This window comes from Ruegeria sp. AU67, from assembly GCF_900312795.1.
GTDB classification, from domain to species: domain Bacteria; phylum Pseudomonadota; class Alphaproteobacteria; order Rhodobacterales; family Rhodobacteraceae; genus Ruegeria; species Ruegeria atlantica.
Genome location: NZ_OMPH01000016.1, coordinates 64,394 through 90,450, shown reverse-complemented (window position 1 = coordinate 90,450; position 26,057 = coordinate 64,394). Strand labels below are relative to the sequence as shown.

The following is a 26,057-nucleotide window of genomic DNA, read 5'->3' as shown; positions in this document are numbered from 1 at the left end:
GCGACCCCGATAGGTTGAGTATCCACAGATTCGTTCTTGGAATCACACCCAGGGGCGGGCCTGACTTGCGTGATCCTCGAATTTGTCGATGTGGTGATCTTTCTCCATCGTCAGGCCGATATCGTCCAAACCATTCAGCAGGCAATGCTTGCGATGTGGGTCGACACTGAACTCGATCACAACGCCATCCGAGGTGGTGATCTGCTGATCCTCCAGATGCACGGTCATGCGGGCGTTTTCGCCTTTATGCGCATCTTCCATCAGGATCGCGTGGTGTTCTTCTTCGACCACGATGGGCAGGATGCCGTTCTTGAAGCAGTTGTTAAAGAAGATGTCGGCAAAGCTGGTCGAGATCACAACCTTGATGCCGAAATCCTTGATCGCCCATGGCGCGTGTTCGCGCGACGAGCCGCAGCCGAAATTGTCGCCGGCAACCAGAATCTCTGTCTGACGATAGGCGGGTTTGTTCAGCACGAAGTCTTCGTTTTCACCACCATGTTGATGGTAGCGCATCTCATCAAACAGCACGACACCAAGGCCGGACCGTTTGATGGTTTTCAGATGCACTTTCGGAATGATCATATCGGTGTCGATATTGATCAGCGGCATTGGGGCGGCCACCCCGTGGACTTTGTCAAACTTTTCCATGTCTACACTCCTGCGAGAGAGGGCCGCGCCCGTGTCCCGCGTTTAAGCTTGTTTCGCTTCTGTTGTTGCGTCGTTGGGTGCGTTCCGGATGAAGAACGCCATAAAGACCAGACCGAACCCGTTGAACAGCATCTCAATGCCCAGGAAGATACCCAGAATGCTCAGCAGCACCTGAGGATCGCTTCCCACATATGTCCAGATGATGCCCGCGAGGACGATCGACAAGATGCCCGAGATCATCGTGGGCCAGAAAAACTGTGTTCCTTTCATCTGGAACGACAGAATGACTCGTGCGATGCCGCCTGCCATGAACAGGATCAGCATCACGGTTGCCAGTGTCAGGGTTCCCTGCAGCGGGTGATCCAGAAAGGACCAGCCCAGAAACAGCATCACCGCACCCATGATGAGTGACAGAATTTTGTTGCCGGTGCCTTCAACCGTAAAACCGCCAACAACTTGCAGCGCACCCGAGATCAGCAGCAACACACCGGTTACTACCGTCACGGCGACAGACGCCACAACTGGCGCGCCCAGTACAAAGATACCGAACGCTATGGACAGAAGCCCCAGCAGGAGCCATTTGACCCAGTCACTCATGTTTTCAATCCCTCAAATATCTAGATGTGATGGGACCTTACATCAATTCACGCACGTCTGTCAGCCGTCCTGTGATTGCCGCAGCGGCAGCCATTGCAGGGCTTAGCAAATGGGTACGTCCGCCCCGGCCCTGACGGCCTTCGAAGTTGCGGTTTGAGGTCGCTGCACAGCGCTCACCCGGCTGCAATTGGTCGGGGTTCATCGCCAGACACATCGAACATCCGGCAAGACGCCATTCGAAACCGGCATCCTTGAAAATCTCGGCCAGACCTTCTTCTTCGGCCTGAGCGCGAACCAGGCCCGAACCAGGCACGACCATGGCACGCATGCCGTCCTTGACCTTTTTGCCCTTCAGGATCTCGGCCGCGGCGCGCAGGTCTTCGATGCGACCATTGGTGCAGGATCCGATAAACACCGTGTCGATCTCGACGTCGCTCAGCTTTTGACCGGCTTCGAGACCCATGTACTCGATCGAGCGGCGGGCCGCGTCGACCTTGCCACCTTCGAAATCTTCGGGGTTTGGAACGGTTGCGGTGATCGGCAGAACATCCTCTGGGCTGGTGCCCCAGGTAACGACAGGCGCGATATCTTCGCCGCGCAGCGTGATGATCTTGTCGAAATGCGCGTCATCGTCGGTAAACAGCGTTTTCCACCATGTCAGAGCGGCTTCCCACTGGGCACCTTTCGGCGCGTGTGGACGGCCTTTGACATATTCATAGGTGATCTCGTCCGGCGCGATCAGGCCGGCGCGGGCACCGCCTTCGATCGCCATGTTGCAAACGGTCATGCGGCCTTCCATCGACAGATCGCGGATCGCTTCGCCGCAATATTCGATGACATAGCCGGTGCCGCCGGCTGTGCCGGTCTCCCCGATCACAGCCAAGGTGATGTCCTTGGCGGTCACACCCGGCTGCAATTTGCCGGTGATTTCCACCTTCATGTTCTTGGACTTCTTCTGGATCAGGGTCTGCGTGGCCAGAACGTGCTCAACCTCGGACGTGCCGATGCCGTGGGCCAAAGCACCAAACGCGCCGTGGGTGGCGGTGTGGCTGTCGCCACAAACAACGGTCATGCCGGGCAGGGTCCAGCCCTGTTCGGGGCCGACGATGTGCACGATGCCCTGACGAACGTCATTCACCGGGTAATAGTGAATGCCGAAGTCCTTGGCGTTCTTGTCCAGCGCTTCGACTTGAATGCGTGATTCGGGGTTTTCGATGCCATTTACGCGATCCGCAGTGGTCGGAACGTTGTGATCCGGCACAGCGATGGTCTTTTCCGGTGCGCGCACCGGACGACCCGCCATGCGAAGCCCTTCAAAGGCTTGCGGGCTGGTGACTTCGTGCACCAGATGGCGGTCGATATACAGCAGGCAGGTTCCATCATCGGCTTCGTGCGCGACATGGGCATCCCAGATCTTGTCATAGAGTGTTTTGGGGGACATCGGTCCTCTCCCGTATGTAATGAGAAATAGCTGGCGAATGGCTGGGCGCCGCTTATAGGCGGGCCAGAACCGTGCGGGCGGCCCCAAAGAACCGTTCACGCAGGCGCGTGCGGTCTTGCAGTGTCGGAGCAGGGGCCAAATAGACTCTCATGCGCCTCAGATATATCGCGTGTGCCCGTCAATCAAGGTTCAATCCGGCCTCGGGCTTGCATCACCCCGAGTTGCTGTCCAAGCTGCGGGTCAGGAGACCTGTATGAACCAAGACCTGATCCCCAGCTCGCTGTCGGAACTCTATGAAAACATGGTCGCGGGTTTTTCCGTGCAGTTTGGCAAACTTGTCGATCTCATCGTTACGCCGGGTTGGCGGCGGCACCAGTTGATCATCATCCTCGCCCTGTGGGCTTTGGCATATGTGCTCAAGCTGGTTACGCAAAACCGGTGGGAGGCCTGGGCACGTGCCCGCACCGGCTGGCCCAAATGGCGGCTGCGCACTCTGGTTCAGCTGATGCAGCGCCTAACACTGGTCTATTTCGTTTTGTTGTCCTGGACGCTGTACCTGATCATGCAGAATGTGACCTGGCCGTCGCACAGTTACATTATCGGCGTGATCGCGACATTGGCCGTCGCTTGGCTGGCGATCGCGCTGGTGGCGCGACTTGTCCGCAACCGTACGCTGCGGCGGATCTTCAAATGGGCAATGTGGGTCTATGCAACGCTGGTTGCGCTGAATTTGACCGATGACGTGGCCGAGTTTCTGGACGGCGTAGCGATCTCCATCGGTGATTTGCACATCTCGGCACTGGGGATTCTCAAGGCCGCATTGCTGATCGGCGTGCTGCTGACGTTGGCCCGCATCGGGACCCGCACGGCCGAGCGGGGATTGCAGAGGAACGACGACATCACGCCTTCGATGCAGGTTCTGTTGGCCAAAGGCATACAGGTTCTGCTGTACGGAGCTGTCTTTATGGCGGCCATCCGCACCCTTGGGTTTGATCTGACTGGCATCGCGCTGTTGTCAGGCGCGATCGGCGTTGGCATCGGTTTTGGTCTTCAAAAGGTGGTGTCGAACCTGATTTCCGGGATCATCATCCTGATGGACCGCTCGATCAAACCGGGCGACGTGATCTCGTTGGGTGACACATTCGGATGGATCAACGCGCTGGGCGCGCGGTATGTATCGGTGGTCACGCGGGATGGACGTGAATACCTGATCCCGAACGAAGACTTGATCACCAATCAGGTGGTCAACTGGTCGCATTCGGACCGTTATGTGCGTCTGGATCTGGAGTTTGGCACCAGCTACGACGACGACCCGCATCAGGTGCGCGCAACCGCGATCCGGGCAGTTAAATCGGTGAAACGTGTTCTCAGCGGTGGTTCACATGAGCCGGTCTGCCATATAACCGGGTTCGGCGACAGCAGCGTGGACTATGTGCTGCGGTTCTGGATCAGCGATCCGACCAAGGGGCTTACCAATATCAGGGGCAATGTTTACCTCGCCCTTTGGGACGCTTTCAAGGCCGAGGGGATATCGATTCCTTTCCCCCAGCGCGAGGTTCGGCTGCTGCCCGACGGCGCAGACTCGCAACAGATCGCCAAAGAGTGAGCACCCGTGCGGCCGCAAAAGCGCCCGTTCATTGAAATGTTGCATTCCCCTTGTTACCTTATTAGTACCCCTGCGCCGGGGTTTGGCGGCGCGCAACAAAGGAGGACTATGTCCTGTCTCTACATACACAGGCGGGTTTGCCCGCCGATGATGGGGCCAATGTAATGGCCCACTCTCAGTCAATCAGCGACAAGCTGCTTGAGCGTATCCTTTCCTCACTTTCCGATGACAAGGCCGAAGACGTCGTGCAGATCAACCTGCAAGGCAAATCGTCGGTTGCGGATCACATGGTGATTGCCTCGGGTCGGTCGACCCGTCAGGTCTCGGCCATGGCGGAAAAGCTGACGGATCGCATCAAGCAGGAATTCGGTTTCACCTCGAAGGTCGAAGGCAAGGATGCCGGCGACTGGGTGCTGATCGATACGGGCGACGTGATCGTCCATATCTTCCGCCCCGAAGTGCGTGAATTCTATCAGCTGGAAAAGATGTGGCTGCCTCAGGGCGGCAGCGCCTCGGCCAACTGAGGCGCCATCCCGGCCTGCATTAACAGGCCGGAGGCGAGAGAAATATGCGTATAAGCATTTGTGCGGTCGGGCGATTGCGTGCCGGACCGGAAAAGTCTCTGCTTGACGATTATCTGACCCGATTTGACCGGACCGGCCGCGCGCTGGGCCTTGGTCCTGCGCGCGTTGTCGAGGTCGAAGACAAGAAAAACGCAGGGATGGGGGCCGAGGCCGCGTTGCTGCGCAAGGCCTTGCCCAAAGGCGCGGTGATCTGCACGCTGGATGAACGCGGGCGGGTGATGTCCTCGCCCGATTTTGCCAAAAAACTGGGGGGCTGGCGTGATGCCGGGCGGCAAGATCTGGCATTGATCATTGGCGGTGCGGACGGAATAGACCCTAATCTGCGGGCTGAGGCCGATTTTTCCATCTCATTCGGGTCGATGGTCTGGCCCCATATGATGGTCCGTGTGATGCTGTCCGAGCAACTTTACCGGGCCGCGACCATCCTGTCGGGCGGTCCCTATCACCGGGTCTGACATGGCGCAGCTTCTGATCGTCTACCATTCGCGCACCGGCGGCGCCCGCCAGATGGCTCAAGCCACCGCGGCAGGAGCGCGGGACGAAGCGGAAACCATCCTAAAAACTGCGGATCAGACAACGCCTGAGGATTTGCTGGCCGCGGATGGGTATATTTTCTGCGCGCCGGAAAATCTGGCGGCAATTTCAGGTCTGATGAAAGAGTTCTTTGACCGCTGTTATTACCCTGTGCTGGGCAAGATCGAAGGGCGACCGTATGCGCAGATGATCTGTGCCGGGTCTGATGGCGAGAACGCGGCCCGCCAAACCGCGCGGATTGCCACCGGTTGGCGCTTGAAAGAGGTTCAGCCGCCGCTGATCATCTGCACCCATGCGCAAACGCCCGAGGCTATTCTGGCCGAAAAGACCATCCCGCAAAACCAACTGGATGAGTGCCGTGATATTGGGGCTGCGTTGGGTGCGGGTCTGGCGCTGGGTGTGTTCTGAAGATCAGTTCAGCGTGACCAACGTCGTCTCGTCACCCCAGCCATCGACACTGCACCGCGCCTGAATCTGAACCTGAGACACGCCATCTGGAATCGCCACCCCGGATAGTGAGCGTGTAAAGGGCTGCTCATTCTCATGTGGATGATGCAATTCGCGCATACCCAGTTCATTGCCGTCCATGTCCAGAACGCGCCAGCCATCAGCATAGTGATCCCACCCGGTATCGGGATGGCGGATCGTCACGTCGAATCGCCACGTGTCACTGCTTTGGCTGGCCGCCACTTTTTCAATCACAGAAGGGTCGGCAAGCGCCGGGCTGGTGAGAAGAAGGCTGAGAATCAAATACCGCATGTGGCGATCCTAGGCTGTGTCCGTCGGCTTCGCGATCACGAATCCGTGTCGCCCGGTTGGGACAGCAGGACCAGCCGGGAATGCGACGCAAACTCGCGCCGGTATAGGACACCAAACGTGATCGCCGTGCCCAGTAACAGCGCCACGGGCCCAAGTATCCAGGCAACGGAAGCCAGGGCAAAATAGGTCACGCGCAAACCTCGGTTAAAGCTGCGCGCCGCGGTGACGCAGATCTCGGCCGCTTGTGCTGCGCGCGGATAGGCTTGTGGGTCCGATGGTTCATTGGGCACCGAGGCCATCAGAACCGCGCAATAGCCAAACAACCGGTGCGCCCAGACATATTTCAGGAATGCATTGGCCAGAAAAAGGATGATGATCAGAATCTTGATCTCCCACACCATGGCCGGTGCGCTGCCGATAGCCAGATCATTGGCGACACCGGCAAGGCGTTCGGTATTGCCCAGCAAAGCCAACCCGCCCCCGACAGCGATCATCGTAGTCGAGGCGAAGAACGTGCTGCCCTGCCGCATCGCCGCGACCACCTGCGCGTCGAACATTCGGGGCTGCCGAGTGACCATTTCCCGCATCCACTCTCGACGATAGTCATCCATCATCATCGTGACAGAACTCTTGTTAGGGGAGGGGTTTTCGATCCGCCACCCGATCCAGAGCCAAGCAATTAGCAGCACGGCAATTGCCGCATAGTCCAGCGGTGAAAAAAGTTGTGCCCGATCAATCCACGTCATGCGGCGACCTTAGGGCCAGACATGAGAACTTGCCAGATGGAGAAATTGGTAATATTATTTTACCAAATTGAGGATCAGCCATGGAAATGCCAACGCCAAATCCTGACGTTCTGCGCCGCAAGGCCGCGGTTCTTCAACGTTTGTTGCAGGTCTTGCCCGAAAAGGCGGTTATTCATGAACCGTCCGAGACACGCGCTTATGAATGCGACGCACTGACGGCGTATAGGTGCCCTCCGATGCTGGCGGTGCTGCCGTCGACCACGCAAGAGGTCTCGGACGTTCTACGCATTTGCAACGAGGAAGGCGTTCCAGTGGTTCCGCGCGGGTCGGGCACTTCCTTGGCAGGTGGCGCGTTGCCAACAGCGGATTGCGTCATCCTTGGAGTCGCCCGGATGAACGAGGTGCTGGAGGTCGACTATGACAACCGCTTCATTCGCGTTCAATCGGGCCGCACGAACCTGAGCGTGACCGGTGCGGTCGAGGAAGACGACTTCTTCTATGCGCCAGATCCGTCCTCACAGCTCGCCTGCGCCATTGCTGGGAACATCGCCATGAACTCAGGCGGGGCGCATTGTCTAAAATACGGTGTGACCACCAACAACCTGTTGGGCGTAAAGATGGTGCTGATGGATGGCAGCGTGGTCGAGATTGGCGGCGCGCATCTGGACTCTGGCGGCTTGGACCTGCTGGGTGTCATCTGCGGGTCTGAAGGGCAGTTGGGCGTGGTGACTGAAGCCACGCTGCGTATCCTGCGCAAACCCGAGGGCGCGCGACCCGTGCTGATGGGGTTTGATGACAACGAGGTTGCCGGGGAATGCGTCTCGGACATTATCAAGTCGGGCATCCTGCCGGTGGCGATCGAATTCATGGACACACTGTGCATCCAGGCCTGTGAAAATTTCGCCCATGCCGGTTACCCCGACTGCACCGCTTTGCTGATTGTCGAGGTCGAAGGGTCCGAGGCCGAGATGGACTATCAGTTGTCAAAAATCATCGAAATCGCCAAGCGCCATAACCCGGTGGAGCTGCGCGAAAGCCAATCGGCCGAAGAAAGCGCGAAAATCTGGCTGGGGCGCAAGTCAGCCTTTGGTGCGATGGGGCAGTTGAACGACTACATGTGTCTGGACGGCACGATCCCGGTATCGTCCTTGCCGGAAGTGCTGCGCCGGATTGGTGAAATGAGCGAAGAATACGGCCTGCCGGTCGGCAACGTGTTTCATGCAGGCGATGGCAACATGCACCCGTTGATCCTGTTCGATGCCAACAAACCTGGTGATCTTGAGAAATGCGAGTCGTTCGGAGCCGATATCCTGAAGCTTTGCGTCGATGTGGGTGGTTGCCTGACAGGTGAGCACGGCGTTGGGATCGAAAAACGCGATCTGATGTCCCATCAATACGCGCCTGCGGACCTTGAGGCTCAGATGGTCATCAAGGATGTGTTCGACCCGAATTGGCTGCTGAACCCCGCCAAAGTGTTCCCATTGCAGGTGTCGAAGTCCCGACGCAACGCGCGGATTGCCGCGGAATAATCGGCTCTAACAAAGAAGAATTGTCATGAAACCAAAGACAGAAGCCGAACTGGCCGAGATGGTGGCCGGGTTGAATGAACCGGTCCATATCAAGGGAGGCGGTACGCGCGGTGTTGCGGGGCCAGACGCGGTGATCGACACCAGCGAGCTCACCGGCGTCACACTTTATGAACCCGGCGCGCTGACTTTGGTGGCGAAGGCCGGAACACCCGTGGCAGAGATCGAGGCCGCGTTAGATGCAGAAGGTCAGCAATTAGCGTTCGAGCCTATGGATCACCGGGGATTGCTGGGAACCAGTGGCACACCGACCATAGGCGGCGTTGTTTCGGCCAACATATCAGGGCCCCGGCGGGTACAGGCAGGGGCATGCCGCGATTTTCTCTTGGGCGTGGGCTATGTCAATGGCATGGGGCAGGTCGTCAAGAATGGCGGCCGGGTCATGAAGAACGTCACCGGCTATGATCTGGTCAAGCTGATGGCGGGATCCTGGGGCACTCTGGGTGTTTTGACCGAAGTGTCGTTGAAGGTACTGCCCAAGCCCGAAGTCTCGGCAACGCTGTCTGTTCAGGTACCCGATGTGACCACCGCAATTGCAGCGCTGTCCGCCGCATTGAAATCCCCTTTTGAAGTCAGCGGATCGGCGTACGACCCGGACATCGGGTGCGCCTTACTGCGCCTCGAAGGATTTGCGGGTTCGGTGACATACCGGTCGGATCAACTGAAATCCCTACTATCTGGTTTCGGCGAGGTTGCCGAACTTGACCAGCCCGACACATTGTGGGCCGACCTGCGTGATGCAGCCGGTTTCCACGAACAAAGCGGTGATGTCTGGCGCATTTCGGTCAAACCCTCGGATGCGCCGGACATCGTCGCGCGCATCCGGGCAGAGCGGACGTTGTTTGATTGGGGCGGCGGGTTGATCTGGGCCTTGGTGCCGGTTGGTACTGATCTGCGGGCGCAACTAGGCGCGTTTGACGGTCACGCAAGCATCGTGCGGGCAGGGTCCGAAACACTTGCCGAACTGGGGCGCTTTCAACCGGAGGTGCCCAGTACTGCGGCTCTAACCAAGGGAATTCGTCAAAGATTCGACCCCCGCGGTTTGTTTAATCCGGGGTTGATGGGGTAAGCCGATGCAGACGACGTTCACCAAAGAGCAGTTGCAAGATCCCGCGATCCAAAGATCAAATGAAATCCTGCGAAACTGCGTCCATTGTGGGTTTTGTACAGCCACATGCCCGACCTATCAGGTGCTGGGGGACGAGTTGGATAGTCCACGGGGGCGCATTTACCTGATCAAGGACATGCTGGAAAACGAGCGTGTACCGGACGAGAAAACGGTCAAGCATATCGACCGCTGTCTGTCATGCCTGGCCTGTATGACCACGTGTCCATCTGGCGTGCACTACATGCATCTGGTCGATCACGCGCGGGAATACATCGAAGAGAACTATAAACGCCCCTTCTCGGATCGTGCGCTGCGTTGGGTACTGGCACAGATCCTGCCTTATCCGATGCGGTTTCGCTGGGCTTTGATCGGGGCGAAGCTGGGGCGGCCATTCCGCTTTCTGATGCCCGACGCCCGGTTGCGCGCCATGCTAGACATGGCACCTAAACATATCCCGCCCGTTAGTCGCAATGACGACCCGCAGAGATTTCCGGCTAAAGGACCGCAGCGCAAGCGTATTGCACTGATGACGGGTTGTGCGCAAAAAGCTTTAAATACTGACATTAACGACGCAACTATTCGACTTTTGACAAGGATGGGATGCGAGGTCGTCGTGGCCGAAGGCGCAGGGTGCTGCGGCGCGCTGACCCATCACATGGGCAAGACCCGCGAAAGTCATGAGGCCGCTAAAGCCAATATCAGGGCCTGGAACGCAGAAATGAACGGCGATGGGTTGGACGCCATCGTCATCAACACCTCGGGCTGCGGTACGACGGTCAAGGATTATGGCCATATGTTTCGCAGTGATCCCATGGCCAAAGACGCGGCGCGGGTGTCGTCGATCGCAATGGATATCAGCGAACTACTGATCCAGCTGGAACTGCCACAGGGCGAAGACAAGGGCCTGACCGTTGCATATCATGCTGCCTGTTCTTTGCAGCACGGTCAAAAGATCAAAACGCACCCCAAAAATCTGCTGAAACAGGCTGGTTTTGCCGTGTTAGAGCCTGCAGACAGCCACCTGTGCTGCGGCAGCGCAGGGACTTACAACCTGATGCAGCCAGAGATTTCGGGCAAGCTGAAGCACCGTAAAATCAAAACGCTGGAAGCCAAAAAACCGGACGTGATCGCGGCCGGCAATATCGGATGCATGATGCAGATCGGCTCTGGCACCAACATTCCCGTGCTGCACACGGTCGAGCTTTTGGATTGGGCAACCGGCGGGCCGATGCCGCGGGCATTGCGTGAACCAGCCAAACCTGAGGTTCCGGTCCTTAGATAAACCATGCTGATGCAACTGCGCACCACTCGCCCCGTTAAACGGACGCGGACGTCATCGCCCTATTTTTGCCGCACCGGAGACGTAGGAAAATACGTCAACAGCAAAGCCGGAGTGCCGTTTGCGAAACTGGATCACAGCATTGGCGCTGGCTTTGACGCCGTTATACGCCGCAGCCCAGGATACCGGGTTGAAAAGCCTGGACACCACCGATGCGGGGCGCGCGTGGATGGCGGTCGGGCGCCTGGACATCAGGGACGGCGCCGGGTTTTGCACCGGGACGCTGATTTCTCCGACCCAGGTTTTAACGGCTGCCCATTGTCTGTTCGATAAGGTAACTGGTCAGCGGATTGACCTGGCAGAGGTGGAGTTTTTGGCCGCCTGGCGTCTTGGGCGTGCATCGGCCTATCGGGCCGCACGTCGCGCTGTTGTTCACCCGGACTACGAATACAGCACCGAGGCAACGGCCTCGCGGCTGTACAATGACATCGCGCTGATCGAGCTGTGGCAACCGATCCGAAATACAAGCGTAATTCCGTTCGAGACCGGAGACCGCCCGTCCCGAGGTGCCGAGGTGGGCGTCGTGTCCTACGCGCAAGACCGGGCCGAGGCCCCCTCGCTGCAAGAAGTGTGCTCGGTCATGACGCGCACATCCAACGTTTTGGTTTTGTCCTGTGACGTCGAATTCGGGTCGTCCGGCGCACCGGTCTTTTCCTTTGAAGGGGACCGGCCGCGCATCGTTTCGGTCGTTGCGGCCAAGGCCGAATTCAACGGGCAGCGCGTGGCGATCGGCACCGCGGTCGAGGATTCATTGGAACTGCTGCAGGCAGAGTTGTCGGCTGGTCGCGGATTTGGCGTGTCTTCTTCCCTAGGTGAGACACGCCGCAATATTGGAGCAAGGTTCATAACACCATGAGTCGCTTTTTTCTGAATTTTCTTTTGTTTCTTTCAATTTCCGCTTCTGCAACTTACGCCCAGACCGCCAAGCGTAAACTGACGGACCGCGATGACCTTTACGGGTGGGAGGCGGTTGGACGTCTGGACATCGGCGATGACGGGTTTTGCACAGGCACCCTGATTGCGCAGGATCTGGTTTTGACCGCTGCGCACTGTGCGTTGGACAAGGCCACCGGCGAACCGTACCCGCCGGGAATGGTGACTTTTCGGGCGGGTTTAAGCGGCGAGGACGCATTAGCCGACCGCAAGGTAATTCAAATCGCGGCGCACCCGGATTTCGTAGCAAACGGCCCGGTGTCAGCACCGCGGGTGAAGGTTGATGTGGCTCTGATGCGTCTGCACGAGCCAATCCCATATTCCATCGCCGATCCTTTTGCCCTGCATCAGGGTAGGGTCTCGGGAAATGAGGTCAGCCTGGCCTCATATGGGCGCGGCCGGTCCGAGGCGATTACACGTGAAAGGTCCTGTCGGATATTGGATCGAGATCAGGGATTGATCACTTTCAACTGCGATATCACGTTTGGGTCCTCCGGTTCTGCCTTACTTGCCAAAAACGGCCCGCGTTGGCAGATTCTGTCTGTGGTTTCCGCAGTCGCGTCCAACGGGTATCAGAAAGTAGGATTTGGCATGGAACTATTTGGAATCGTTGCCGAACTAAAGGCGGACCTGCGACGCGATGCCCCGCGTCCCCAGGCAACGATCCGCCGGTTGCAGGTCGGGTCCGGCAAGTCGAATTCCGGCGCGAAATTCATCAGCTCGGGCGGGGGTTGAACTCGATCAAATTGCTACCCATGTGACCTGTATCGGGTCGCCACGAACGGGGCCCGTATCAACCAGATGCCCGTCCTAACGGAGGGCAGAACACAGATCGCTCTGATATGAGGATATGACACATGCGTAGTTTTGATTTTGCACCCCTGCACCGTGCCACCGTTGGTTTTGACCAGATCGCCGACATGATGGATCGCGTGCTGACCAATGATGTGGCTCAGCCGAGCTACCCGCCTTACAACATCGAAAAGACCGATGCCGACACTTATCGCATCTCGGTTGCAGTCGCCGGTTTTTCGGAGAATGACCTTTCGGTCGAAATGAAAGAAAACGCCCTTATCGTTGCTGGCAAAAAAGCCGCCGAGGACAAAGAGCGCAGCTACCTGCACCGTGGCATCGCCACCCGCGCGTTCGAACGCCGCTTTGCTCTGGCTGATCACGTACGGGTCATCGGCGCGAGCCATGAAAACGGCATGCTGAACATCGACCTGAAGCGCGAAGTGCCCGAGGCATTGAAACCGCGCCGGATCGAGATTTCTTCGGCCAATGCCATTGAAAAGGACGTGGTCGACGCCAAAGCCGTGAACTAAGGCGACCGCTATACGCCGCGATAATCGTTCCTCTCTGGATTATCGCACCATACGCCCCGCGTTCCTCCAGACGCGGGGCGTTGTTTTTTTGTTGTACCGGGATGTCCGCTATGCGGACAAAACGGACCTTTAAAGGAAGCCTTCTATAAGAAATTTGAGGTTATGCAGGACACGAACGCTCGCGCATTGCGCGACATGTGCTGCCAATGGGGTAAAAGCTTCAGGGAATAATCGATATCGAAGTCGACCAGCGGTGACTCCATGTAATGCCGACAGCCCGGATACGGGACTGAACCGGGCTTTTTGCACGTTATCGCGTCGGTGATTTGACCGTTGGAGTTGCGGGAAATATACAACTCTGTATCGCTATAAGCGCTGGTTTCTGGATCTCGGAACGGCGGCGCATCAGACACGAGCGTTTCCAGCCCAAGTATCGACTCGACTGCATAAAACTCGGGCACATCAGTGGCTGTGTACCCTCGAACGAGGGTGGCATGATGTACTGCAAGATCATCCATCGGGATGTAGTCGGTCAACAACATGCCGACATAGGGCCCCTCCTGACGTTTTGGCAGGAGCTCAGGTGGCCAGGGCGTGAAGCTCTCGCCGTGAACCCGCAAAACCTGGCCTTCCCGCGTCGTGTTGTCCCGTAACTATAGTCGAGGATCGAAATAACCGCGTGGAATGCTAAGACGAACTCTCTCTTCTCCCGGTTCAAATTCAAGGAATAGTGTTAGGTCTTCCGACCGATCCAAAGGGCAAATGAACGGTGAAGATTCGAAACTGGATGGGTCGTAGATTCCAGCGGTTGATCGGGACGTGGCGGCTACCAAAGCGAGTATGCCGACGACTATCGAGGTGGTTCGGAGGATTACATTCCGCATCCACTCAAAGTAGAAAACCCCTACTAAAGATTCAAGCAAAGCGTTTCACGTTGCTCTGATAAACCTATGTCGTAGAAGGGCTCAAATCTGACGTCTGAAGTTAAATGACCCCGCACAATTTCGTGCGGGGTCCTTCTGTGTTTTTCCTGTTGAGTTTAGTTCCCACCAGTCACCGACCCGATCGACCAGAACATCGTCTCACCCGAGGCATCGTCGACGCCGTCATTGTCGGTCATCACAAACGCCTCGCCCGAGGGCAGAATGGCCAGACCTTCGATCTTGTCCAGAACGTAACCACCGGTCGAGGTCAGATCAGGCAGCAGGTCGCGGACTTCCTGCTTGCTGACCACAGGCAGGGGGCCGCCCAGTTGGGCCGGGGTCATCTCTGACAGCGGTATGCGGTAGACCTTTTTGGTCACGGCGCGGTGGTCATGCTGATTGTCGCGCTCGATGACATAGACATGGTCGCCAAAGGCCACGATTTCCGACAGACCGACCCAGCCCTTTTCCGGGTCCGCTTTGGGATAGTGCACCGCGCCCCATTCTTTGGTCTCAAGGTTATAGGCCACCAGTTTCACGTGGTTTTCAGGGTCGTCCTTCCATTCGCGCTGAACCGCCATCCACAGGGTGTTGCCAACGCGGGTGATGCCCTCAAAACCAAAACGCTTTTCGACCGCCATCAGCTCCGCTGGCAGGCCGATCTCGCCTTTGCGATCCTTGATCAGGCCATCAGCGGACACGTGGTAAATCGCATGCGGGATAACACGGTCGGTGCGGCCTTCGGAGGCGACGTAGAACCCGCCTTTACCGTCCAGCGTGATGCCCTCCAGATCCAGCTTCTGCGCCGGGTTGCCGTCCTGACGGTGGATGCGGATCACATCCACAATGCGGGCGGGTTTCTGGCTGGGGTCGATCTTGAAAATCGAAGGCTGGAAGCCGTAGAAGCTGTCGTTCACCGCATAGATCATGCCGTCCTCATCAGCCACCAGACCGGACAGCGCCCCCCAGCCGATCAGCTCATCCGTGCCTGCGGACGTCAGATGCGGATAGGTGGCCGGGGCGTCCTGGTATTCGTAGATCATCACATGCGCGCGCGGGCCACCGTCTTCGATCAGGTCCTTTTCATTGGCCGAGATCAGCAGGTTGCGTTCCGGGATCGCAACATAACCTTCAGGGCCAACGCCCGAGGGCAGCAGCTGTTTCAGAACCGGGTTGGCCGGGTCAGTGGCGTCATAGACACCCACGACCGAGGCGCGTTCGGCCCCAACAAAGATCATTGGTGTGTCACCGAAGGTCGCTGCGGTCACACTTTCAGGCTCTACGCCTTTGGCGTCCGAGCGTTTGTCGGGATAGTGACCGATCTGGATGATGGCTTTCTCGAAATCGGTGCCGTTCTCGTAAACAACCGCGCCGTCCTTGTGGAAGACCGTCCAGCCGCGCGAGCCGCCCTTATAATCGCCCTCGTTGGCGGTGGCGAAGTGGTTGTCGTCGATCCATTTCACCGCATCAGGCTCACGTAGGAGGCCCCTTTGGCTTTCAGTGAAGATCAGCGCGCCGCGTTCGTGGGTGGCATCGATGCCTTCCAGATCAACCGCGCCGGCCGAGAAATGGCTGACCACGTTGCCGTCCTTGTCGACGACGGCGATGTGGTTGTTTTCTTGCAGGGTGATGACGGTTTCACCCAGGCTGTTGATGTCAACGAATTCCGGCTCGGGGTCAGTTGGGGCAACTTCGGCCAGACCGGTCAGCGAAGCCATTGTCATGCCCGCGCAATCCAGCGCGCCATCTTTCAGCGGCACCAGCGCCAACGATCCGGCAGGCAGTTGCGGGATAACACCGTCGTTCAGGTCTTCGTCTCGCTCGTTCTCGATTGCCGCGGCAATAAAGCTGCCATCCGAGGCGATGGCGACGCTATCGGGCTGACCGCCCAGATCACAAGCTCCGGTTTCGGCCTTGCCTGCGATATCGACCGTGATCAGCTTGCCCGAAGGGGCGGTGTAGCTTTCCGATGTGTTCACGCCCACAAAAGCCGTCGCACCAACAATCCCAACCGATGTTGGTTCGCCGCCCACATCCATCGCGCCCAGAGGCGACGGGTTCGCAGGGTCGGTGATATCGACCATGCCGATGACACCCAACGGGCTGTCGGTATAGACCAGCGTCATACCGTCCGCGGTTGTCGCGATGATCTCGGGCGAGGTTTCGCGGGTGGTATCCGCACCCTCGGCCATATTTTTGACGACGGGGAAAGACGCAATTCGGTTGAAATTCATTTCTGCCGCTGCCTGACCGGCGGTCAGGGCAAGGGCAGATGTCAGGCAGACACAGCGCAATGACATCGGGTGGTATCCTCTCTCACTTGGATGAGAGGGGGATGAACGCGGGTCATTGCAGGGATGTGACGGTTTGTTTGCAGTTTTGTGACAAACGTAGTGGCCCCGGCGCGCAGCACCGGGGCCTTTTCAGATCAGACCGACAGGCAGACGTATTTCATCTCGAGATAGTCTTCCATGCCGTGATGGCTGCCTTCGCGGCCCAGGCCGGACTGTTTGACGCCACCAAACGGGCCAAGCTCGGTCGAGATGATGCCGGTGTTCACACCAACGATGCCGTATTCCAGAGCCTCGGCCACTTTGTACACGCGGCTCAGGTCTTTGGCGTAGAAATATGAAGCCAGACCAAAGATCGTATCGTTGGCCATTGCGATGACGTCATCTTCGTCCTCGAACTTGAACAGGGGCGCGAGCGGGCCAAAAGTTTCGTCCTGCGCGACCATCATGTCCTGAGTCACGCCGGTCACGATGGTGGGCTGGAAGAAGGTGCCGCCCAGATCATGCGGCAGACCTCCGGTCAGAACCGCGCCGCCCTTGTCGGTAACGTCTTTGATGTGTTCCTCGACCTTGGCGACCGCTTCTTCGTTGATCAGCGGACCGGTGGTGGTGCCATCGGCCAGACCGTCACCGATTTTCAGCGCTTCGACAGCGGCTTTCAGTTTGGCCGCGAATTCATCGTACACGCCCGCCTGCACATAGATGCGGTTGGCGCAGACGCAGGTTTGGCCGTTGTTGCGGAACTTGCACATCATCGCGCCTTCGACAGCCGCATCCAGATCAGCGTCGTCAAACACGATGAACGGAGCGTTGCCGCCCAGCTCCATCGAGCATTTCATGACCTGATCGGCCGCCTGTTTCAGCAAGATGCGACCTACTTCGGTCGAGCCGGTGAAGGTCAGTTTGCGCACGCCGGGGTTTTCGCAGAATTCCTTCCCAATCTCGCTGGCGCTGGAGGACGGCAATACGTTGAACACACCAGCCGGAATGCCAGCCTGTTCGGCCAGAACGCCCATGACCAATGCGGACAGCGGTGTTTCCTTGGCCGGGCGCGCAACAAAGGCGCAGCCAGCCGCCAGCGCTGGAGCTGCCTTGCGGGTGATCATCGCATTGGGGAAGTTCCACGGCGTGATCGAGGCCGCAACGCCGATTGGCTGTTTCAAAACCATGATCCGCTTGTCGCGCTGATGGCCCGGGATCGTCTCGCCATAGACGCGCTTTGCCTCTTCGCCGAAAAACTCGATGAACGACGCGCCATACCCAATCTCACCAACGGCCTCGGCCAACGGCTTGCCCTGCTCGGCGGTCAGGATCTTGCCCAGATCTTCGGCGTTTTCCATCATCAGATCGTACCAGCGACGCAGAATCACGGCGCGTTCCTTGCCGGTCAGCTTGGCCCATTCCTTTTGCGCGGCCTCAGCTTGTGCGATCGCGCCGGCGACCTGCGCGCGGCTCAGGTCTGCGACTTCGGCTACGACGTCGCCGCGCGCCGGGTTGGTCACGGCAAAGGTGCCATTGTCCCCGTCGACCCACTGACCGCCGATATAGGCTTTGGTTACAAGCAGATCGGGGTTTTTCAGGATTGATTTCAGGTCGGTTGTCGCGTCCAGCATAGGTCAGCCTCCGGCAATAAAAATTTGTTAGCACTCAAACATGTGCCTCCCGGATTGTCTATGGCCACCCGTGGGGTCAGATCAATCCAGTTTTCGTATGGTAAACGTGACGTTTTTTGCCTACCGGAGCGCATTCATGCGATCTGAGGCCAAAGTGTCAACCCGCCTATCTTTTTTTGGCGGAGTTTGCCAAAGTTCCACAGGATTGGTTGCCCAAGGGGATGTAAATGATCGTAACATCTCCTATCTTGTTGGGTGCATAATTAAAAAAGGAATAGGACAGATGTCGAACCAGCAGTTTGATGCGTTGATTGAGGAAACGCAGCAAAAAGTGCGCGAAAGCCAGTCTCAGATCGAAGGGCTGACATCCCGGATTGAAGCCGCGCGTTCTAAGATCGGCTCTGCCGAGGCCGACATCGACATCGAAAACGCCACACTTGAGGATGTGCACGCCCATACCGAGGTGATGAACGCCAATATCGCTGAGTTGATCATGGGTCTGGACGACGTCACCAGCGCCTTTTCCAAGGATTTCGATGAGATGCGCTCGAAGTCCGGGTGGGAGACGTTTGTCGGCATCTTCTCGAAAGGAAAATCCGAGTCGATGCGGCAGGAACGCATGCGCACCGCCAATATCGACGATAAGCTGCAGGACCTGATCGCCAAATCCGACGTAATCGTTCAATTGCTGCAAGGGCAGCTATCCGTGTTGGAAGAACAGCGGGTGAAGGTCGAGGAAAACCTGACCGGCACGCTGGACGACCGCGAGGCCACTGTTGCTGAACTAGAGGCGCTGCGGGCTGAGATTCAGGATATGGATCCGACGATTATCACTCTGGAAAACAAGATCAGTGTCGAACAGGACGCCGCCGCGCGCACGCAGCTGGAAACCGAACTGGCCGAGCTGAACAAGCAATACAATGCCAAGGTTCAGGAAGAGCAGGTCAAGCTGGCCAAGTCACAAACGCTGGAGCGCTATATCGAAAAGGGCAAGACCTGGGTCGACTCCCTACAGAACCAGGCCGCGACACAGATGGTGCTGATCAACAAGCTGCAGACAGACACGCAACAGCGCGTGGTACTGTATGACGCTCTGACCAAATCGCTGAAAACCGCGCAACAGCAGGACGTGGCCCACCGCATCAACGAGATCGGTGTGCAGACCGACCAAGAGGCGCAAACCGCCATGGCCGCCATCGGCACCGCGACCAACCAGAAGATGGCCGACATGCTCGAGGCGCATGAGGACCACATGGTCTTTGCCCGCGACGTGTTAGAGAAAAAGGCCAAGGCGGATGAGCGCTTTGCCCGCCGGTTCGCCTCGATTGTCGAGAAGCACGATAAGAATTTGTATGGTGGGTAAAAAAGAGTGGTTGCGACGAATGCCATTTTTCTTAGAGCAAGACAAAGACAAGACTTGGGTAGAACGGAACGGTGAGCTTGTTTGGGGTGCAATTGGCCTCGTTTTCCTCATCTATTTTCTGACGATGATGGCGAATGGGTTTTACCTTTTGAGTGGCGTTGGTGTTCTCGGTGCTTTGTGGTCGGGCTATCGACTGGAATTGTTTCGCAGATCGCAAGGAATTAACAGTGTGCCAACTAATGTCCAAAGCGACGGCAGTCAGTCACCTGGCCCGGACCTAGGTGGTTTTGGTGGCGGTGATGCATGACTGACCCCACTAAAGACCATGTGGGACTAACCGACACCTTCTCCTCGCGCCGCTATTTTCGAAAATTCGAGGTGATCACCGTTCACTTGTTGCGCGTGGCCGCGACGATGGAGGCTGAGGGCGCGATCTCGAAACAAGAGGTGCGGATCGTGTCGCGTTACCTTTCGGGGCTGCTCTACACCTTCCGGGCGCTCTCCATGAAATACCTGCTGGTCGGGCGCGATACGGGCCGGTTCTTTGGCAGCCTCGCCATGGACAAGCGTGACAGCGGATTTCCGGTGGCGGCCGAGCTGCTGACCATGGCCAATGACGCGCAACAGGCGCAGGTGCATCTGGCGAATATGCCGTCTGAAGACGATCTGAAAACAGACATGGTGCGGACGATCATTGGCGATCAGGAAATCCCCACCAAGCTGCAATTCGCCCTGTCTCAAAGGCTCTATTACGAGGAATTGCTAAAGGGTCAGCTGTTCTGGGCCCGCAATGATCCCGAATGCCACTGGATCGGAAATGAGGGCGAGCGGCGCAAGTTCATGATCCACTGGGCGGTTTATGACAGCCAGATCAACCTGCCGGTCATCTACCTGATGCAGTTGGAGGACAGCGGCAAAACCGCCCTGCCTAAAGACCAGCGCCGCTGGCCCGAAGTGCAGGCGCATCTGATGGCGCAAAGCTTAGGCGGTCTGAAACTGGTGACCATCGCCAAAGGCTTCGATCAGGATTTCGACGACCTGCACCCCAAACATCTGCGCCGCATCCACGTGGGACCGATGTATTCCTCGGCCTATACCGAGCAAACCGGCCCGTTGCGGCAGGTACTTGAGGATGCACAGGCACCGCAAGGTCAGGACTGGGCACTGGCCTGGACCACCGAAGAGCTGGAAAGCGAAGAGGTGATCGAAGAGCGTGCCGGATGGTTTTCCACAGTCGAGCGCGAAGTCTTCGCGCTGGACCCATTCGGCGGGCAAGGGGCCGAAACCGGGGCCACGCGCACCCAACGGTCGATCATCTTGCCCCAACGCCCGTTTCAGGTGTTGGCTGAGAGTAACCCGCCGGGATTTGGTGATGTGCGCAAATTCGTGGTCAGCAAGAGCGGGCAGGTGCTGAGATATTGAAGACAACAAAGGCTATTTTCAAATGAGTTTGACGTCAGATCAAATGGAATTACGCGAAGACGACATTCGCAAACACTATCCAGCGGCGACCGCCTTGCTGAACGGTTTTGAACACGCGCCGCGGATAGCCAAAGCGGTTGAGGTGGCGACCGAGCGGTCTCCGGGCGTTTCAACTGGGCGGCGGTTTCGCTCTACGACGCCGGGGCTGGTGACACACCGAACCGTGCGCGCAGCCGGAGTGCATCTGGTCGAACGGATCGAGGCCTCGGATGATGGAGATACGCTAGTCTCGCCTCCTCAGGCGACCACTCAACAGGCCATTCGCCGCGCGATTGCCATCGCTCTGGCTGTGGGTGAGGCCTATGCGGAACAGACCCCGCTGGCCGACCTGAAACGCGCCAATCTGGCCGGAGAACTGCCTGCAGCGCGAAAAACTGAGTTTTCGGAACTGCTGACGGCGGAGGCTCTGATCACGTCCCACACCTTCGGCAATGCGCTGGCCTATCTGATGTCCTCGCATCTGGGCGAAACCACCGTTGACATCGGTGAGGTCGAAGAGGTTCTGACTGACAATGGCCAACTCGCCCTGCATGGCGCGCTGTGGGAGCTGGACCAGACCCTCGCCAAACATGCCCCCGACGATGCCCACCTGATTGCCGCCACCAGCGCCTATGCCGAGCAACTGATGGAAAAGGCCGCGCTGCGCGCGCAGTCAGCAGGCCATCTGGCCCCGTTCCAGAACGCCGCATGGCACATCGAGGCTGATGATCTGACGATCCGGGGGTTCGAACCGGCCTCCAAGGCCAAATCCACCACCCTGACCATGACGTTCAAGAAACCGAACGAGGTGGTCGGCAACCATATCGCCAAATATCAGGCGATGAAGCTGGCCAAGATGGTCATGGCCTATGACTTCGACCGCCGTCTGAACCCGTTCGCGGAACTCGGCGGGTTCATCTTTACCTTTATGGGGGATGGCAAACCGGGCACCGGCAAGACCACTCTGATTCAGATGATGGCGGGGCTGATCAACGATTATTGCCAGAACGCGGGTTATCCGTTCCGCTATCAGAACCTGAGTACCGACAATATCGACAGCTATCAGGGCAAATCCGGTCAAAACGCGAAGGCCTTTATCAACACGATCATCGACCCCTCGGTCATCGGCTTCGGCACCATCGACGACATCGACCAATTAGCAGGCAAACGCGGTGACCGGCAATCCTCGGCCGGGCAGTTGGAAATCACCGCCGTGCTGATGGAGAGTTTTGCGGGCGCCAACACCGTCGTTCGGGGCAACTGCACCTTTGGCATGTTCTCGAACTACCCCGAGAATGTGGACGACGCCTTGCGTCAACGGGCGGGCGCGCGGTTCCTGGTTGACGGGCCGCAGACGCGCGAGGATTACATCGATATCCTGCACCTGCTGATGGGCCGCAATCACGACATCCCGCTGGGCGAACACGAGGCCTATGCCGCGCAGGAAATCAAAAAGGCTGTCGCTGCCAGTTTCGAAAGCCATTCCCGCCCGCATGAGCACGCTCTGCTGCAGGTCTATGACCGGGTCTCCGGCAATATCGGCCAGATGGATACGATTGCCAAGATGGGCACCTATCTCAAGGCAATCCAGCAGGCGGATGAGCGTTTCACCGGCCGCGCGATCAAGAACATCACCGACGCGGTCAAGGTCCGCGCGATGGATTTCGAACTGCCCGACGAATGGATGGAAAACCCCGACCTGTTTCTGTTCCGCGACTACGACACCAAGAAGGCGATGATCGAGGACCTGCGCCAGCCGATCACGGTGGAAATGGTGATCCAGGAAATCAACCGCTACGCCGACAGCGAGTTCCGCTATGCCGACAATAGCGACGAGGTCGCCATTGAGAACGCGGTGCGTGAGATGGGCCGGATGGAAGAGGCCAAGCGGCGGTATCTGGAGGACAAAATATGACCGGCAGCCTGATCCTGATCTTCGGGTCGATGATCGGTTCGTGCCTGTTTTTCGGCATTTCGGTCGCGCGCCGTCGACCGCCCTCCCTGCGCGCTTTTGGCATGCTGGTGCTGATCGTCTTTGCAGTCGCCTATATCTGGAGTGCCTTGTTCGAAATCTGGATGAACGGCGCGTCTGTCTTACACCCGACCTCATTGCTCCACACCTTTGGTCCCGGTGAAATGCCATCACATTTCCTTGGGATGGCATTTTTCTGGTTCGTGCCCGCATTGATCTTGGCCGGAGGCGCGTATGCGTATACGCGCCGTCGGTCAAAAGAGGCACAGACGTGACATTGACACTCGCAATCACCGGTTTTGCCCTTGTTTTGGGTCTGATCCAGCCCCTGCGCTGGGGTTTGCTCGGCTTTCTGGGCGCGGTGGTGGTTCTGTTCCTGACCCAGTTCGGTGTGAACGCCGGCAGCGGGTTCGAGGGCACCACATGGGAAGAATCGCTGATCCTATTTGAGGGCAGCTTGGCGTCTTACATAGGTTTCAACCTGCAGATCACGGCACGAGCGTTTGCATTGCCTTTGTTCGCGTTGGCCGCCGTATTTGTAGGTAGGCTCAGCCGGAGAGTAAACTGAGTGCAACACATGCTCGATCCGTTTGTAAGGAGTGCCTGAGTGCTTGATGTCGTCTTTCTGATAACATGTGCTCTTCTAGCCTATGCTGGAATCAAGTTTGTCCTCTGGGCTTTTCGTTTTAGCTTGCCAGTTCCTTTGGGTAGATTCATGTGGCTGCGATTTTTCTTCTGGTGGACTCTCACTCTTTTTATGGCAGTGGCCGCGTATATCGGTGTGATCGCCTCAGTGGCTTACTACCTTTTCGAGATCTTGAATTTGGACGAAAGGTTGGAGTCATCAGTACTGTTGCTAGGAGGGTTGGTTTTGACTGCGCCTTATTGGGCAGGTTTGATAAATGGCATCAATTTGCAGGCATCGCATAGGTGGGCCGAATGATCCGCCTCATCAAAAAAGGCCTGATGTTCGGCAATCTCGTCCACATCTCCAGCCCGGCTTTGGTCGAGCGGTATAACCGTGCGCTGCAGCATCTTGCGGGCAAGACCACGGCGCTCACGGATTTCCACATCGATATCTCGGGCTATTCACCCGAGGTGGGGATTGAGCTGGAGGATGAGCTCTACCTCAACCCCAACGGGGTCAACCGACAGTTCATCCTGTTGACGACCGAGCAGAAACGCGCGCCACTGCTGAACGTCAAATTCTCGACCTCGCGCGATATCCTGCGCGAATTCATCGAGATGAACGAGGCGCAACTGTTTGCCCTGACCGCCACCGATGCGGTGGCCGGAGAGTTGGTGAACTCGGTCATCAAACTCACCACACCGCGCGATCTGCTGAACCTGCGCAAGATCGAGATCGAGGCAGATACTGCAGGCGGCACCCTGCGCAAAGCGCAACAACTGGCGGGCATGGTCGAACGGTTCAAAAGCGAAGAGGACGCCTGGTTCGACGATGTGCTGATTGCCAAGATGATCGAGACCGCCAAGGAAACAGGCGACGTGACCCGCAACCCGGTTCGTTTGCGCCATACCGCGTTTGAGCAGCGCAATTTCTGGACGGCGCACTTCGGTGGGCTCTACCTGTTCCCCGATCTGGATCATCCGGCGGTGATCTGTATGGGCGACAGACCCGACGATATGCCGATCAAATACGTTTTTGACCCATCTCAGCGGAACCAGATTGCCAAGTTCCTCGGGCTAAACGGCTTGGTCGAAACGATCATCGAGGCGCGCGGTGTCAATTCCGCCGCAATCCTGCAGCAGAAAATGGACTTCCTGACCGTAGACGCCGCAGCCGATGCAGGCGTTGACCTGACAGGGTTGGACCGTGGCGATATGCGACGACTGGCCCGCAACCATACGGATCGTCTGCCCGAGGCTTATCACGGTCTGGCACAACTGCTGCGCTGGGCGAAGGATGGCGGACCGTGGCCGCGCATCACCTCGGATCATCCGGCCTATTTCTATACGTTGCGGGCAACCAACACACCGAACCGCGATCTGGTGAACATGTTGTTGGCGGAACTGGCCCCGTTGGACCCGCGTCAGGTGTTCATTTGCCATAAGGAACTGTTCTACCGCACCTATGCGACTTGGCCCGAGGTCAAAAAAGCCTATGTTGCCGACTTCCTTGCGCGCGAGTATCAGGTGGACAAGGCTGGCGCCCGGGCCGCACTATTCGGCCACGAACCGGACATGAGCGGCAATGACCGGATCAGCGAAGACATCATCGCACGCGTCGGCCCCTGGGGCGCAGTAGGGAGAAGTTAAATGTTCGTCGCACTGCGTTTCTTGATCCCGTTGCTGGTCGTTCTGACGGTCATTTATGTGGGCGTATCAATCTATTCCCGCTGGATACGGCGCAATAAGTTGATCGCCCATTGGGAGAAAAAGGGTCTGACCGGCGACCGCGATGCATTTGTCCAGCGCGGGCTAAAAAAATACGACGGATCGTTTCGACGCAAACTGATCCTTGGGATTTACGTCGTGCCGCTGGGCCTGATCGCAATCCTGATTTATGTTACGAATTTCATGTGAGGGTTTCGCTGATGCGTTACGTCAAATGGGCTATCATCATCCTGTTCTGGGGCACGATTGCGGTGGTGTTGAATTACACCCTTCCGCAGCACGATGTGGTTCGGATTTCGGATACCTATGAGAAACGGATCGACCCCGGTGAGAACAGCATCTTCTGGTCGGTTCATGACGTCGGCAGTGATGCGACAACGCCAAACCGCGATGTGTTTTTCATTCAGACCCGCAAGACCAACGGCAAGGTCATGGTGTATCGGAACGAAGACACGGGCTGGGGCTGGCCGCCCTATTTCAAGCTGAATTCGTCGAACCTGCAAGCCGAAGCGGCGGACCAGAAATCGACGACCGAGGCGCCCCGCTGGGTGGTTGTTCGCCACTACGGTTGGCGAAGTGAGTTCCTGTCGATTTTCCCGAATGCAGTAAAGATTTGGTCAGTAGACAGCCAAGACGTTCGGATCATTCCCTGGTTCAATATCATTTTTCTGACCGTTTTCTTCGCGATTGTTTGGGCCCTTTGGGTCCGCTGGCGTCGGTTTCGTGAGGCGCGGGTCGATCCCGTGATCGAGAATATGGAAGATGGCCTTTATGCCGCCGGCGACGCCATAGAAGAGCAGGGCAGCAGGTTCCGAAAGTGGCTGAACAGTTGGAAATCCAAATAAGTTTTTGAGGGGCCGATTGGCCCCTCCG

29 protein-coding genes are annotated in these 26,057 nt (G+C 57.6%); 20 read left to right on the top strand and 9 right to left on the bottom strand.

Features of this window, described 5'->3' with window-relative positions; translation table 11 throughout:
* Nucleotides 1-42 precede the first annotated feature (42 nt).
* Genes leuD through DK510_RS05775 form a run of 4 tightly spaced genes read right to left on the bottom strand, consistent with a single transcriptional unit; the run spans nt 43 to nt 2,837 of the window.
* On the bottom strand, nt 43-648 hold the full coding sequence (gene leuD, locus DK510_RS05790; RefSeq protein WP_058276554.1) for a 3-isopropylmalate dehydratase small subunit: 606 nt from the start codon (nt 646-648) through the stop codon (nt 43-45).
* 42 nt (nt 649-690) lie between these two features.
* The gene (locus DK510_RS05785) at nt 691-1,245 is read right to left on the bottom strand and encodes an HdeD family acid-resistance protein (protein WP_109311305.1); all 555 of its coding nucleotides are present in this window, start codon (nt 1,243-1,245) and stop codon (nt 691-693) included.
* A 37-nt stretch (nt 1,246-1,282) separates the two neighbouring features.
* The gene (gene leuC, locus DK510_RS05780) at nt 1,283-2,686 is read right to left on the bottom strand and encodes a 3-isopropylmalate dehydratase large subunit (protein WP_109311304.1); all 1,404 of its coding nucleotides are present in this window, start codon (nt 2,684-2,686) and stop codon (nt 1,283-1,285) included.
* Between the two features lie 52 nt (nt 2,687-2,738).
* Nucleotides 2,739-2,837, bottom strand: a complete 99-nt coding sequence (locus tag DK510_RS05775) for an isopropylmalate isomerase (RefSeq protein ID WP_108861670.1) — start codon at nt 2,835-2,837, stop codon at nt 2,739-2,741.
* Nucleotides 2,838-2,939: 102 nt separating this feature from the next.
* Between DK510_RS05775 and DK510_RS05770 the strand changes: the two genes are divergently transcribed.
* The 4 genes from DK510_RS05770 to DK510_RS05755 all read left to right on the top strand — a co-directional run bounded on the left by DK510_RS05770 (nt 2,940) and on the right by DK510_RS05755 (nt 5,818).
* Complete coding sequence (locus DK510_RS05770) at nt 2,940-4,292, top strand: mechanosensitive ion channel family protein (protein ID WP_109311303.1); 1,353 nt, start codon at nt 2,940-2,942, stop codon at nt 4,290-4,292.
* 164 nt (nt 4,293-4,456) lie between these two features.
* Nucleotides 4,457-4,816 (top strand): ribosome silencing factor, encoded by a 360-nt coding sequence (gene rsfS / locus DK510_RS05765; RefSeq protein ID WP_058276550.1) that lies wholly within the window; start codon nt 4,457-4,459, stop codon nt 4,814-4,816.
* A gap of 44 nt (nt 4,817-4,860) precedes the next feature.
* Complete coding sequence (gene rlmH / locus DK510_RS05760) at nt 4,861-5,331, top strand: 23S rRNA (pseudouridine(1915)-N(3))-methyltransferase RlmH (protein ID WP_109311302.1); 471 nt, start codon at nt 4,861-4,863, stop codon at nt 5,329-5,331.
* A gap of 1 nt (nt 5,332) precedes the next feature.
* Nucleotides 5,333-5,818, top strand: a complete 486-nt coding sequence (locus DK510_RS05755; RefSeq protein ID WP_109311301.1) for a flavodoxin family protein — start codon at nt 5,333-5,335, stop codon at nt 5,816-5,818.
* 3 nt (nt 5,819-5,821) lie between these two features.
* Here the strand turns inward: DK510_RS05755 and DK510_RS05750 are convergent, their stop codons facing one another.
* Nucleotides 5,822-6,169, bottom strand: coding sequence for a hypothetical protein (locus DK510_RS05750; RefSeq protein ID WP_109311300.1), 348 nt, complete (start codon nt 6,167-6,169; stop codon nt 5,822-5,824).
* A 35-nt stretch (nt 6,170-6,204) separates the two neighbouring features.
* Nucleotides 6,205-6,915 (bottom strand): DUF599 domain-containing protein, encoded by a 711-nt coding sequence (locus tag DK510_RS05745; protein WP_058273022.1) that lies wholly within the window; start codon nt 6,913-6,915, stop codon nt 6,205-6,207.
* Between the two features lie 80 nt (nt 6,916-6,995).
* On the opposite strand from DK510_RS05745, the gene DK510_RS05740 reads away from it, so the two are divergent.
* From DK510_RS05740 to DK510_RS05715, 6 genes are all read left to right on the top strand, one after another.
* Entirely contained in the window at nt 6,996-8,444 is a 1,449-nt protein-coding gene (locus DK510_RS05740) for an FAD-linked oxidase C-terminal domain-containing protein (protein WP_109311299.1), read from the top strand.
* 25 nt (nt 8,445-8,469) lie between these two features.
* The gene (locus DK510_RS05735) at nt 8,470-9,570 is read left to right on the top strand and encodes an FAD-binding protein (RefSeq protein ID WP_109311298.1); all 1,101 of its coding nucleotides are present in this window, start codon (nt 8,470-8,472) and stop codon (nt 9,568-9,570) included.
* Nucleotides 9,571-9,574: 4 nt separating this feature from the next.
* Complete coding sequence (gene glcF / locus DK510_RS05730) at nt 9,575-10,891, top strand: glycolate oxidase subunit GlcF (RefSeq protein WP_109311297.1); 1,317 nt, start codon at nt 9,575-9,577, stop codon at nt 10,889-10,891.
* A 118-nt stretch (nt 10,892-11,009) separates the two neighbouring features.
* On the top strand, nt 11,010-11,804 hold the full coding sequence (locus DK510_RS05725) for a serine protease (RefSeq protein ID WP_109311296.1): 795 nt from the start codon (nt 11,010-11,012) through the stop codon (nt 11,802-11,804).
* Complete coding sequence (locus DK510_RS05720; protein ID WP_109311295.1) at nt 11,801-12,616, top strand: serine protease; 816 nt, start codon at nt 11,801-11,803, stop codon at nt 12,614-12,616. Before DK510_RS05725 ends, DK510_RS05720 begins: the two co-directional genes overlap by 4 nt.
* A gap of 122 nt (nt 12,617-12,738) precedes the next feature.
* Nucleotides 12,739-13,206 carry an Hsp20 family protein gene (locus DK510_RS05715; protein WP_058276541.1) on the top strand — a complete coding sequence of 156 codons (468 nt, stop codon included), beginning with the start codon at nt 12,739-12,741 and terminating at the stop codon, nt 13,204-13,206.
* A 143-nt stretch (nt 13,207-13,349) separates the two neighbouring features.
* Here the strand turns inward: DK510_RS05715 and DK510_RS05710 are convergent, their stop codons facing one another.
* The 3 genes from DK510_RS05710 to DK510_RS05700 form a co-directional block, all read right to left on the bottom strand.
* Entirely contained in the window at nt 13,350-13,748 is a 399-nt protein-coding gene (locus DK510_RS05710; RefSeq protein ID WP_109311294.1) for a hypothetical protein, read from the bottom strand.
* A gap of 497 nt (nt 13,749-14,245) precedes the next feature.
* Nucleotides 14,246-16,429, bottom strand: a complete 2,184-nt coding sequence (locus tag DK510_RS05705; RefSeq protein ID WP_109311293.1) for an esterase-like activity of phytase family protein — start codon at nt 16,427-16,429, stop codon at nt 14,246-14,248.
* Nucleotides 16,430-16,557: 128 nt separating this feature from the next.
* Nucleotides 16,558-18,033: an NAD-dependent succinate-semialdehyde dehydrogenase gene (locus DK510_RS05700; protein WP_058276539.1), complete on the bottom strand. Its 1,476-nt coding sequence runs from the start codon at nt 18,031-18,033 to the stop codon at nt 16,558-16,560.
* A gap of 283 nt (nt 18,034-18,316) precedes the next feature.
* Here DK510_RS05700 and DK510_RS05695 point away from each other — a divergent pair, with 283 nt between their 5' ends.
* From DK510_RS05695 to DK510_RS05650, 10 genes are read left to right on the top strand one after another with little or no spacing between them, the layout of a single operon-like run.
* The gene (locus tag DK510_RS05695) at nt 18,317-19,396 is read left to right on the top strand and encodes a hypothetical protein (RefSeq protein ID WP_058276579.1); all 1,080 of its coding nucleotides are present in this window, start codon (nt 18,317-18,319) and stop codon (nt 19,394-19,396) included.
* The gene (locus DK510_RS05690; RefSeq protein ID WP_160116465.1) at nt 19,389-19,703 is read left to right on the top strand and encodes a hypothetical protein; all 315 of its coding nucleotides are present in this window, start codon (nt 19,389-19,391) and stop codon (nt 19,701-19,703) included. The genes DK510_RS05695 and DK510_RS05690 overlap by 8 nt, the downstream gene beginning before the upstream one ends.
* Complete coding sequence (locus DK510_RS05685) at nt 19,700-20,818, top strand: hypothetical protein (RefSeq protein ID WP_109311291.1); 1,119 nt, start codon at nt 19,700-19,702, stop codon at nt 20,816-20,818. The genes DK510_RS05690 and DK510_RS05685 overlap by 4 nt, the downstream gene beginning before the upstream one ends.
* Nucleotides 20,819-20,840: 22 nt before the next feature.
* Nucleotides 20,841-22,772, top strand: coding sequence for an ATP-binding protein (locus tag DK510_RS05680; RefSeq protein WP_109311290.1), 1,932 nt, complete (start codon nt 20,841-20,843; stop codon nt 22,770-22,772).
* Nucleotides 22,769-23,104 (top strand): hypothetical protein, encoded by a 336-nt coding sequence (locus DK510_RS05675; RefSeq protein WP_109311289.1) that lies wholly within the window; start codon nt 22,769-22,771, stop codon nt 23,102-23,104. The genes DK510_RS05680 and DK510_RS05675 overlap by 4 nt, the downstream gene beginning before the upstream one ends.
* A complete protein-coding gene (locus DK510_RS05670) occupies nt 23,101-23,397 on the top strand; it encodes a hypothetical protein (RefSeq protein ID WP_109311288.1) in 297 nt (98 codons plus the stop codon). The genes DK510_RS05675 and DK510_RS05670 overlap by 4 nt, the downstream gene beginning before the upstream one ends.
* 39 nt (nt 23,398-23,436) lie before the next feature.
* Nucleotides 23,437-23,772 carry a hypothetical protein gene (locus DK510_RS22745; RefSeq protein WP_160116464.1) on the top strand — a complete coding sequence of 112 codons (336 nt, stop codon included), beginning with the start codon at nt 23,437-23,439 and terminating at the stop codon, nt 23,770-23,772.
* A complete protein-coding gene (locus tag DK510_RS05660; RefSeq protein ID WP_109311286.1) occupies nt 23,769-25,106 on the top strand; it encodes a DUF6638 family protein in 1,338 nt (445 codons plus the stop codon). The genes DK510_RS22745 and DK510_RS05660 overlap by 4 nt, the downstream gene beginning before the upstream one ends.
* Nucleotides 25,107-25,373: a hypothetical protein gene (locus tag DK510_RS05655; RefSeq protein WP_109311285.1), complete on the top strand. Its 267-nt coding sequence runs from the start codon at nt 25,107-25,109 to the stop codon at nt 25,371-25,373. It abuts the gene before it with no gap.
* An 11-nt stretch (nt 25,374-25,384) separates the two neighbouring features.
* Nucleotides 25,385-26,029, top strand: a complete 645-nt coding sequence (locus tag DK510_RS05650; protein ID WP_109311284.1) for a DUF1523 family protein — start codon at nt 25,385-25,387, stop codon at nt 26,027-26,029.
* Nucleotides 26,030-26,057: the final 28 nt, after the last annotated feature.

What these genes read in the sequence shown, in the direction of transcription:
- leuD (WP_058276554.1), bottom strand. Translation starts at nt 648, where the DNA reads ATGGAAAAGTTTGACAAAGTCCACGGGGTGGCCGCCCCAATGCCGCTG.
- DK510_RS05785 (WP_109311305.1), bottom strand. Translation starts at nt 1,245, where the DNA reads ATGAGTGACTGGGTCAAATGGCTCCTGCTGGGGCTTCTGTCCATAGCG.
- leuC (WP_109311304.1), bottom strand. Translation starts at nt 2,686, where the DNA reads ATGTCCCCCAAAACACTCTATGACAAGATCTGGGATGCCCATGTCGCG.
- DK510_RS05775 (WP_108861670.1), bottom strand. Translation starts at nt 2,837, where the DNA reads ATGAGAGTCTATTTGGCCCCTGCTCCGACACTGCAAGACCGCACGCGC.
- DK510_RS05770 (WP_109311303.1), top strand. Translation starts at nt 2,940, where the DNA reads ATGAACCAAGACCTGATCCCCAGCTCGCTGTCGGAACTCTATGAAAAC.
- rsfS (WP_058276550.1), top strand. Translation starts at nt 4,457, where the DNA reads ATGGCCCACTCTCAGTCAATCAGCGACAAGCTGCTTGAGCGTATCCTT.
- rlmH (WP_109311302.1), top strand. Translation starts at nt 4,861, where the DNA reads ATGCGTATAAGCATTTGTGCGGTCGGGCGATTGCGTGCCGGACCGGAA.
- DK510_RS05755 (WP_109311301.1), top strand. Translation starts at nt 5,333, where the DNA reads ATGGCGCAGCTTCTGATCGTCTACCATTCGCGCACCGGCGGCGCCCGC.
- DK510_RS05750 (WP_109311300.1), bottom strand. Translation starts at nt 6,169, where the DNA reads ATGCGGTATTTGATTCTCAGCCTTCTTCTCACCAGCCCGGCGCTTGCC.
- DK510_RS05745 (WP_058273022.1), bottom strand. Translation starts at nt 6,915, where the DNA reads ATGACGTGGATTGATCGGGCACAACTTTTTTCACCGCTGGACTATGCG.
- DK510_RS05740 (WP_109311299.1), top strand. Translation starts at nt 6,996, where the DNA reads ATGGAAATGCCAACGCCAAATCCTGACGTTCTGCGCCGCAAGGCCGCG.
- DK510_RS05735 (WP_109311298.1), top strand. Translation starts at nt 8,470, where the DNA reads ATGAAACCAAAGACAGAAGCCGAACTGGCCGAGATGGTGGCCGGGTTG.
- glcF (WP_109311297.1), top strand. Translation starts at nt 9,575, where the DNA reads ATGCAGACGACGTTCACCAAAGAGCAGTTGCAAGATCCCGCGATCCAA.
- DK510_RS05720 (WP_109311295.1), top strand. Translation starts at nt 11,801, where the DNA reads ATGAGTCGCTTTTTTCTGAATTTTCTTTTGTTTCTTTCAATTTCCGCT.
- DK510_RS05715 (WP_058276541.1), top strand. Translation starts at nt 12,739, where the DNA reads ATGCGTAGTTTTGATTTTGCACCCCTGCACCGTGCCACCGTTGGTTTT.
- DK510_RS05710 (WP_109311294.1), bottom strand. Translation starts at nt 13,748, where the DNA reads ATGTTGTTGACCGACTACATCCCGATGGATGATCTTGCAGTACATCAT.
- DK510_RS05705 (WP_109311293.1), bottom strand. Translation starts at nt 16,429, where the DNA reads ATGTCATTGCGCTGTGTCTGCCTGACATCTGCCCTTGCCCTGACCGCC.
- DK510_RS05700 (WP_058276539.1), bottom strand. Translation starts at nt 18,033, where the DNA reads ATGCTGGACGCGACAACCGACCTGAAATCAATCCTGAAAAACCCCGAT.
- DK510_RS05695 (WP_058276579.1), top strand. Translation starts at nt 18,317, where the DNA reads ATGTCGAACCAGCAGTTTGATGCGTTGATTGAGGAAACGCAGCAAAAA.
- DK510_RS05685 (WP_109311291.1), top strand. Translation starts at nt 19,700, where the DNA reads ATGACTGACCCCACTAAAGACCATGTGGGACTAACCGACACCTTCTCC.
- DK510_RS05680 (WP_109311290.1), top strand. Translation starts at nt 20,841, where the DNA reads ATGAGTTTGACGTCAGATCAAATGGAATTACGCGAAGACGACATTCGC.
- DK510_RS05675 (WP_109311289.1), top strand. Translation starts at nt 22,769, where the DNA reads ATGACCGGCAGCCTGATCCTGATCTTCGGGTCGATGATCGGTTCGTGC.
- DK510_RS05660 (WP_109311286.1), top strand. Translation starts at nt 23,769, where the DNA reads ATGATCCGCCTCATCAAAAAAGGCCTGATGTTCGGCAATCTCGTCCAC.
- DK510_RS05655 (WP_109311285.1), top strand. Translation starts at nt 25,107, where the DNA reads ATGTTCGTCGCACTGCGTTTCTTGATCCCGTTGCTGGTCGTTCTGACG.
- DK510_RS05650 (WP_109311284.1), top strand. Translation starts at nt 25,385, where the DNA reads ATGCGTTACGTCAAATGGGCTATCATCATCCTGTTCTGGGGCACGATT.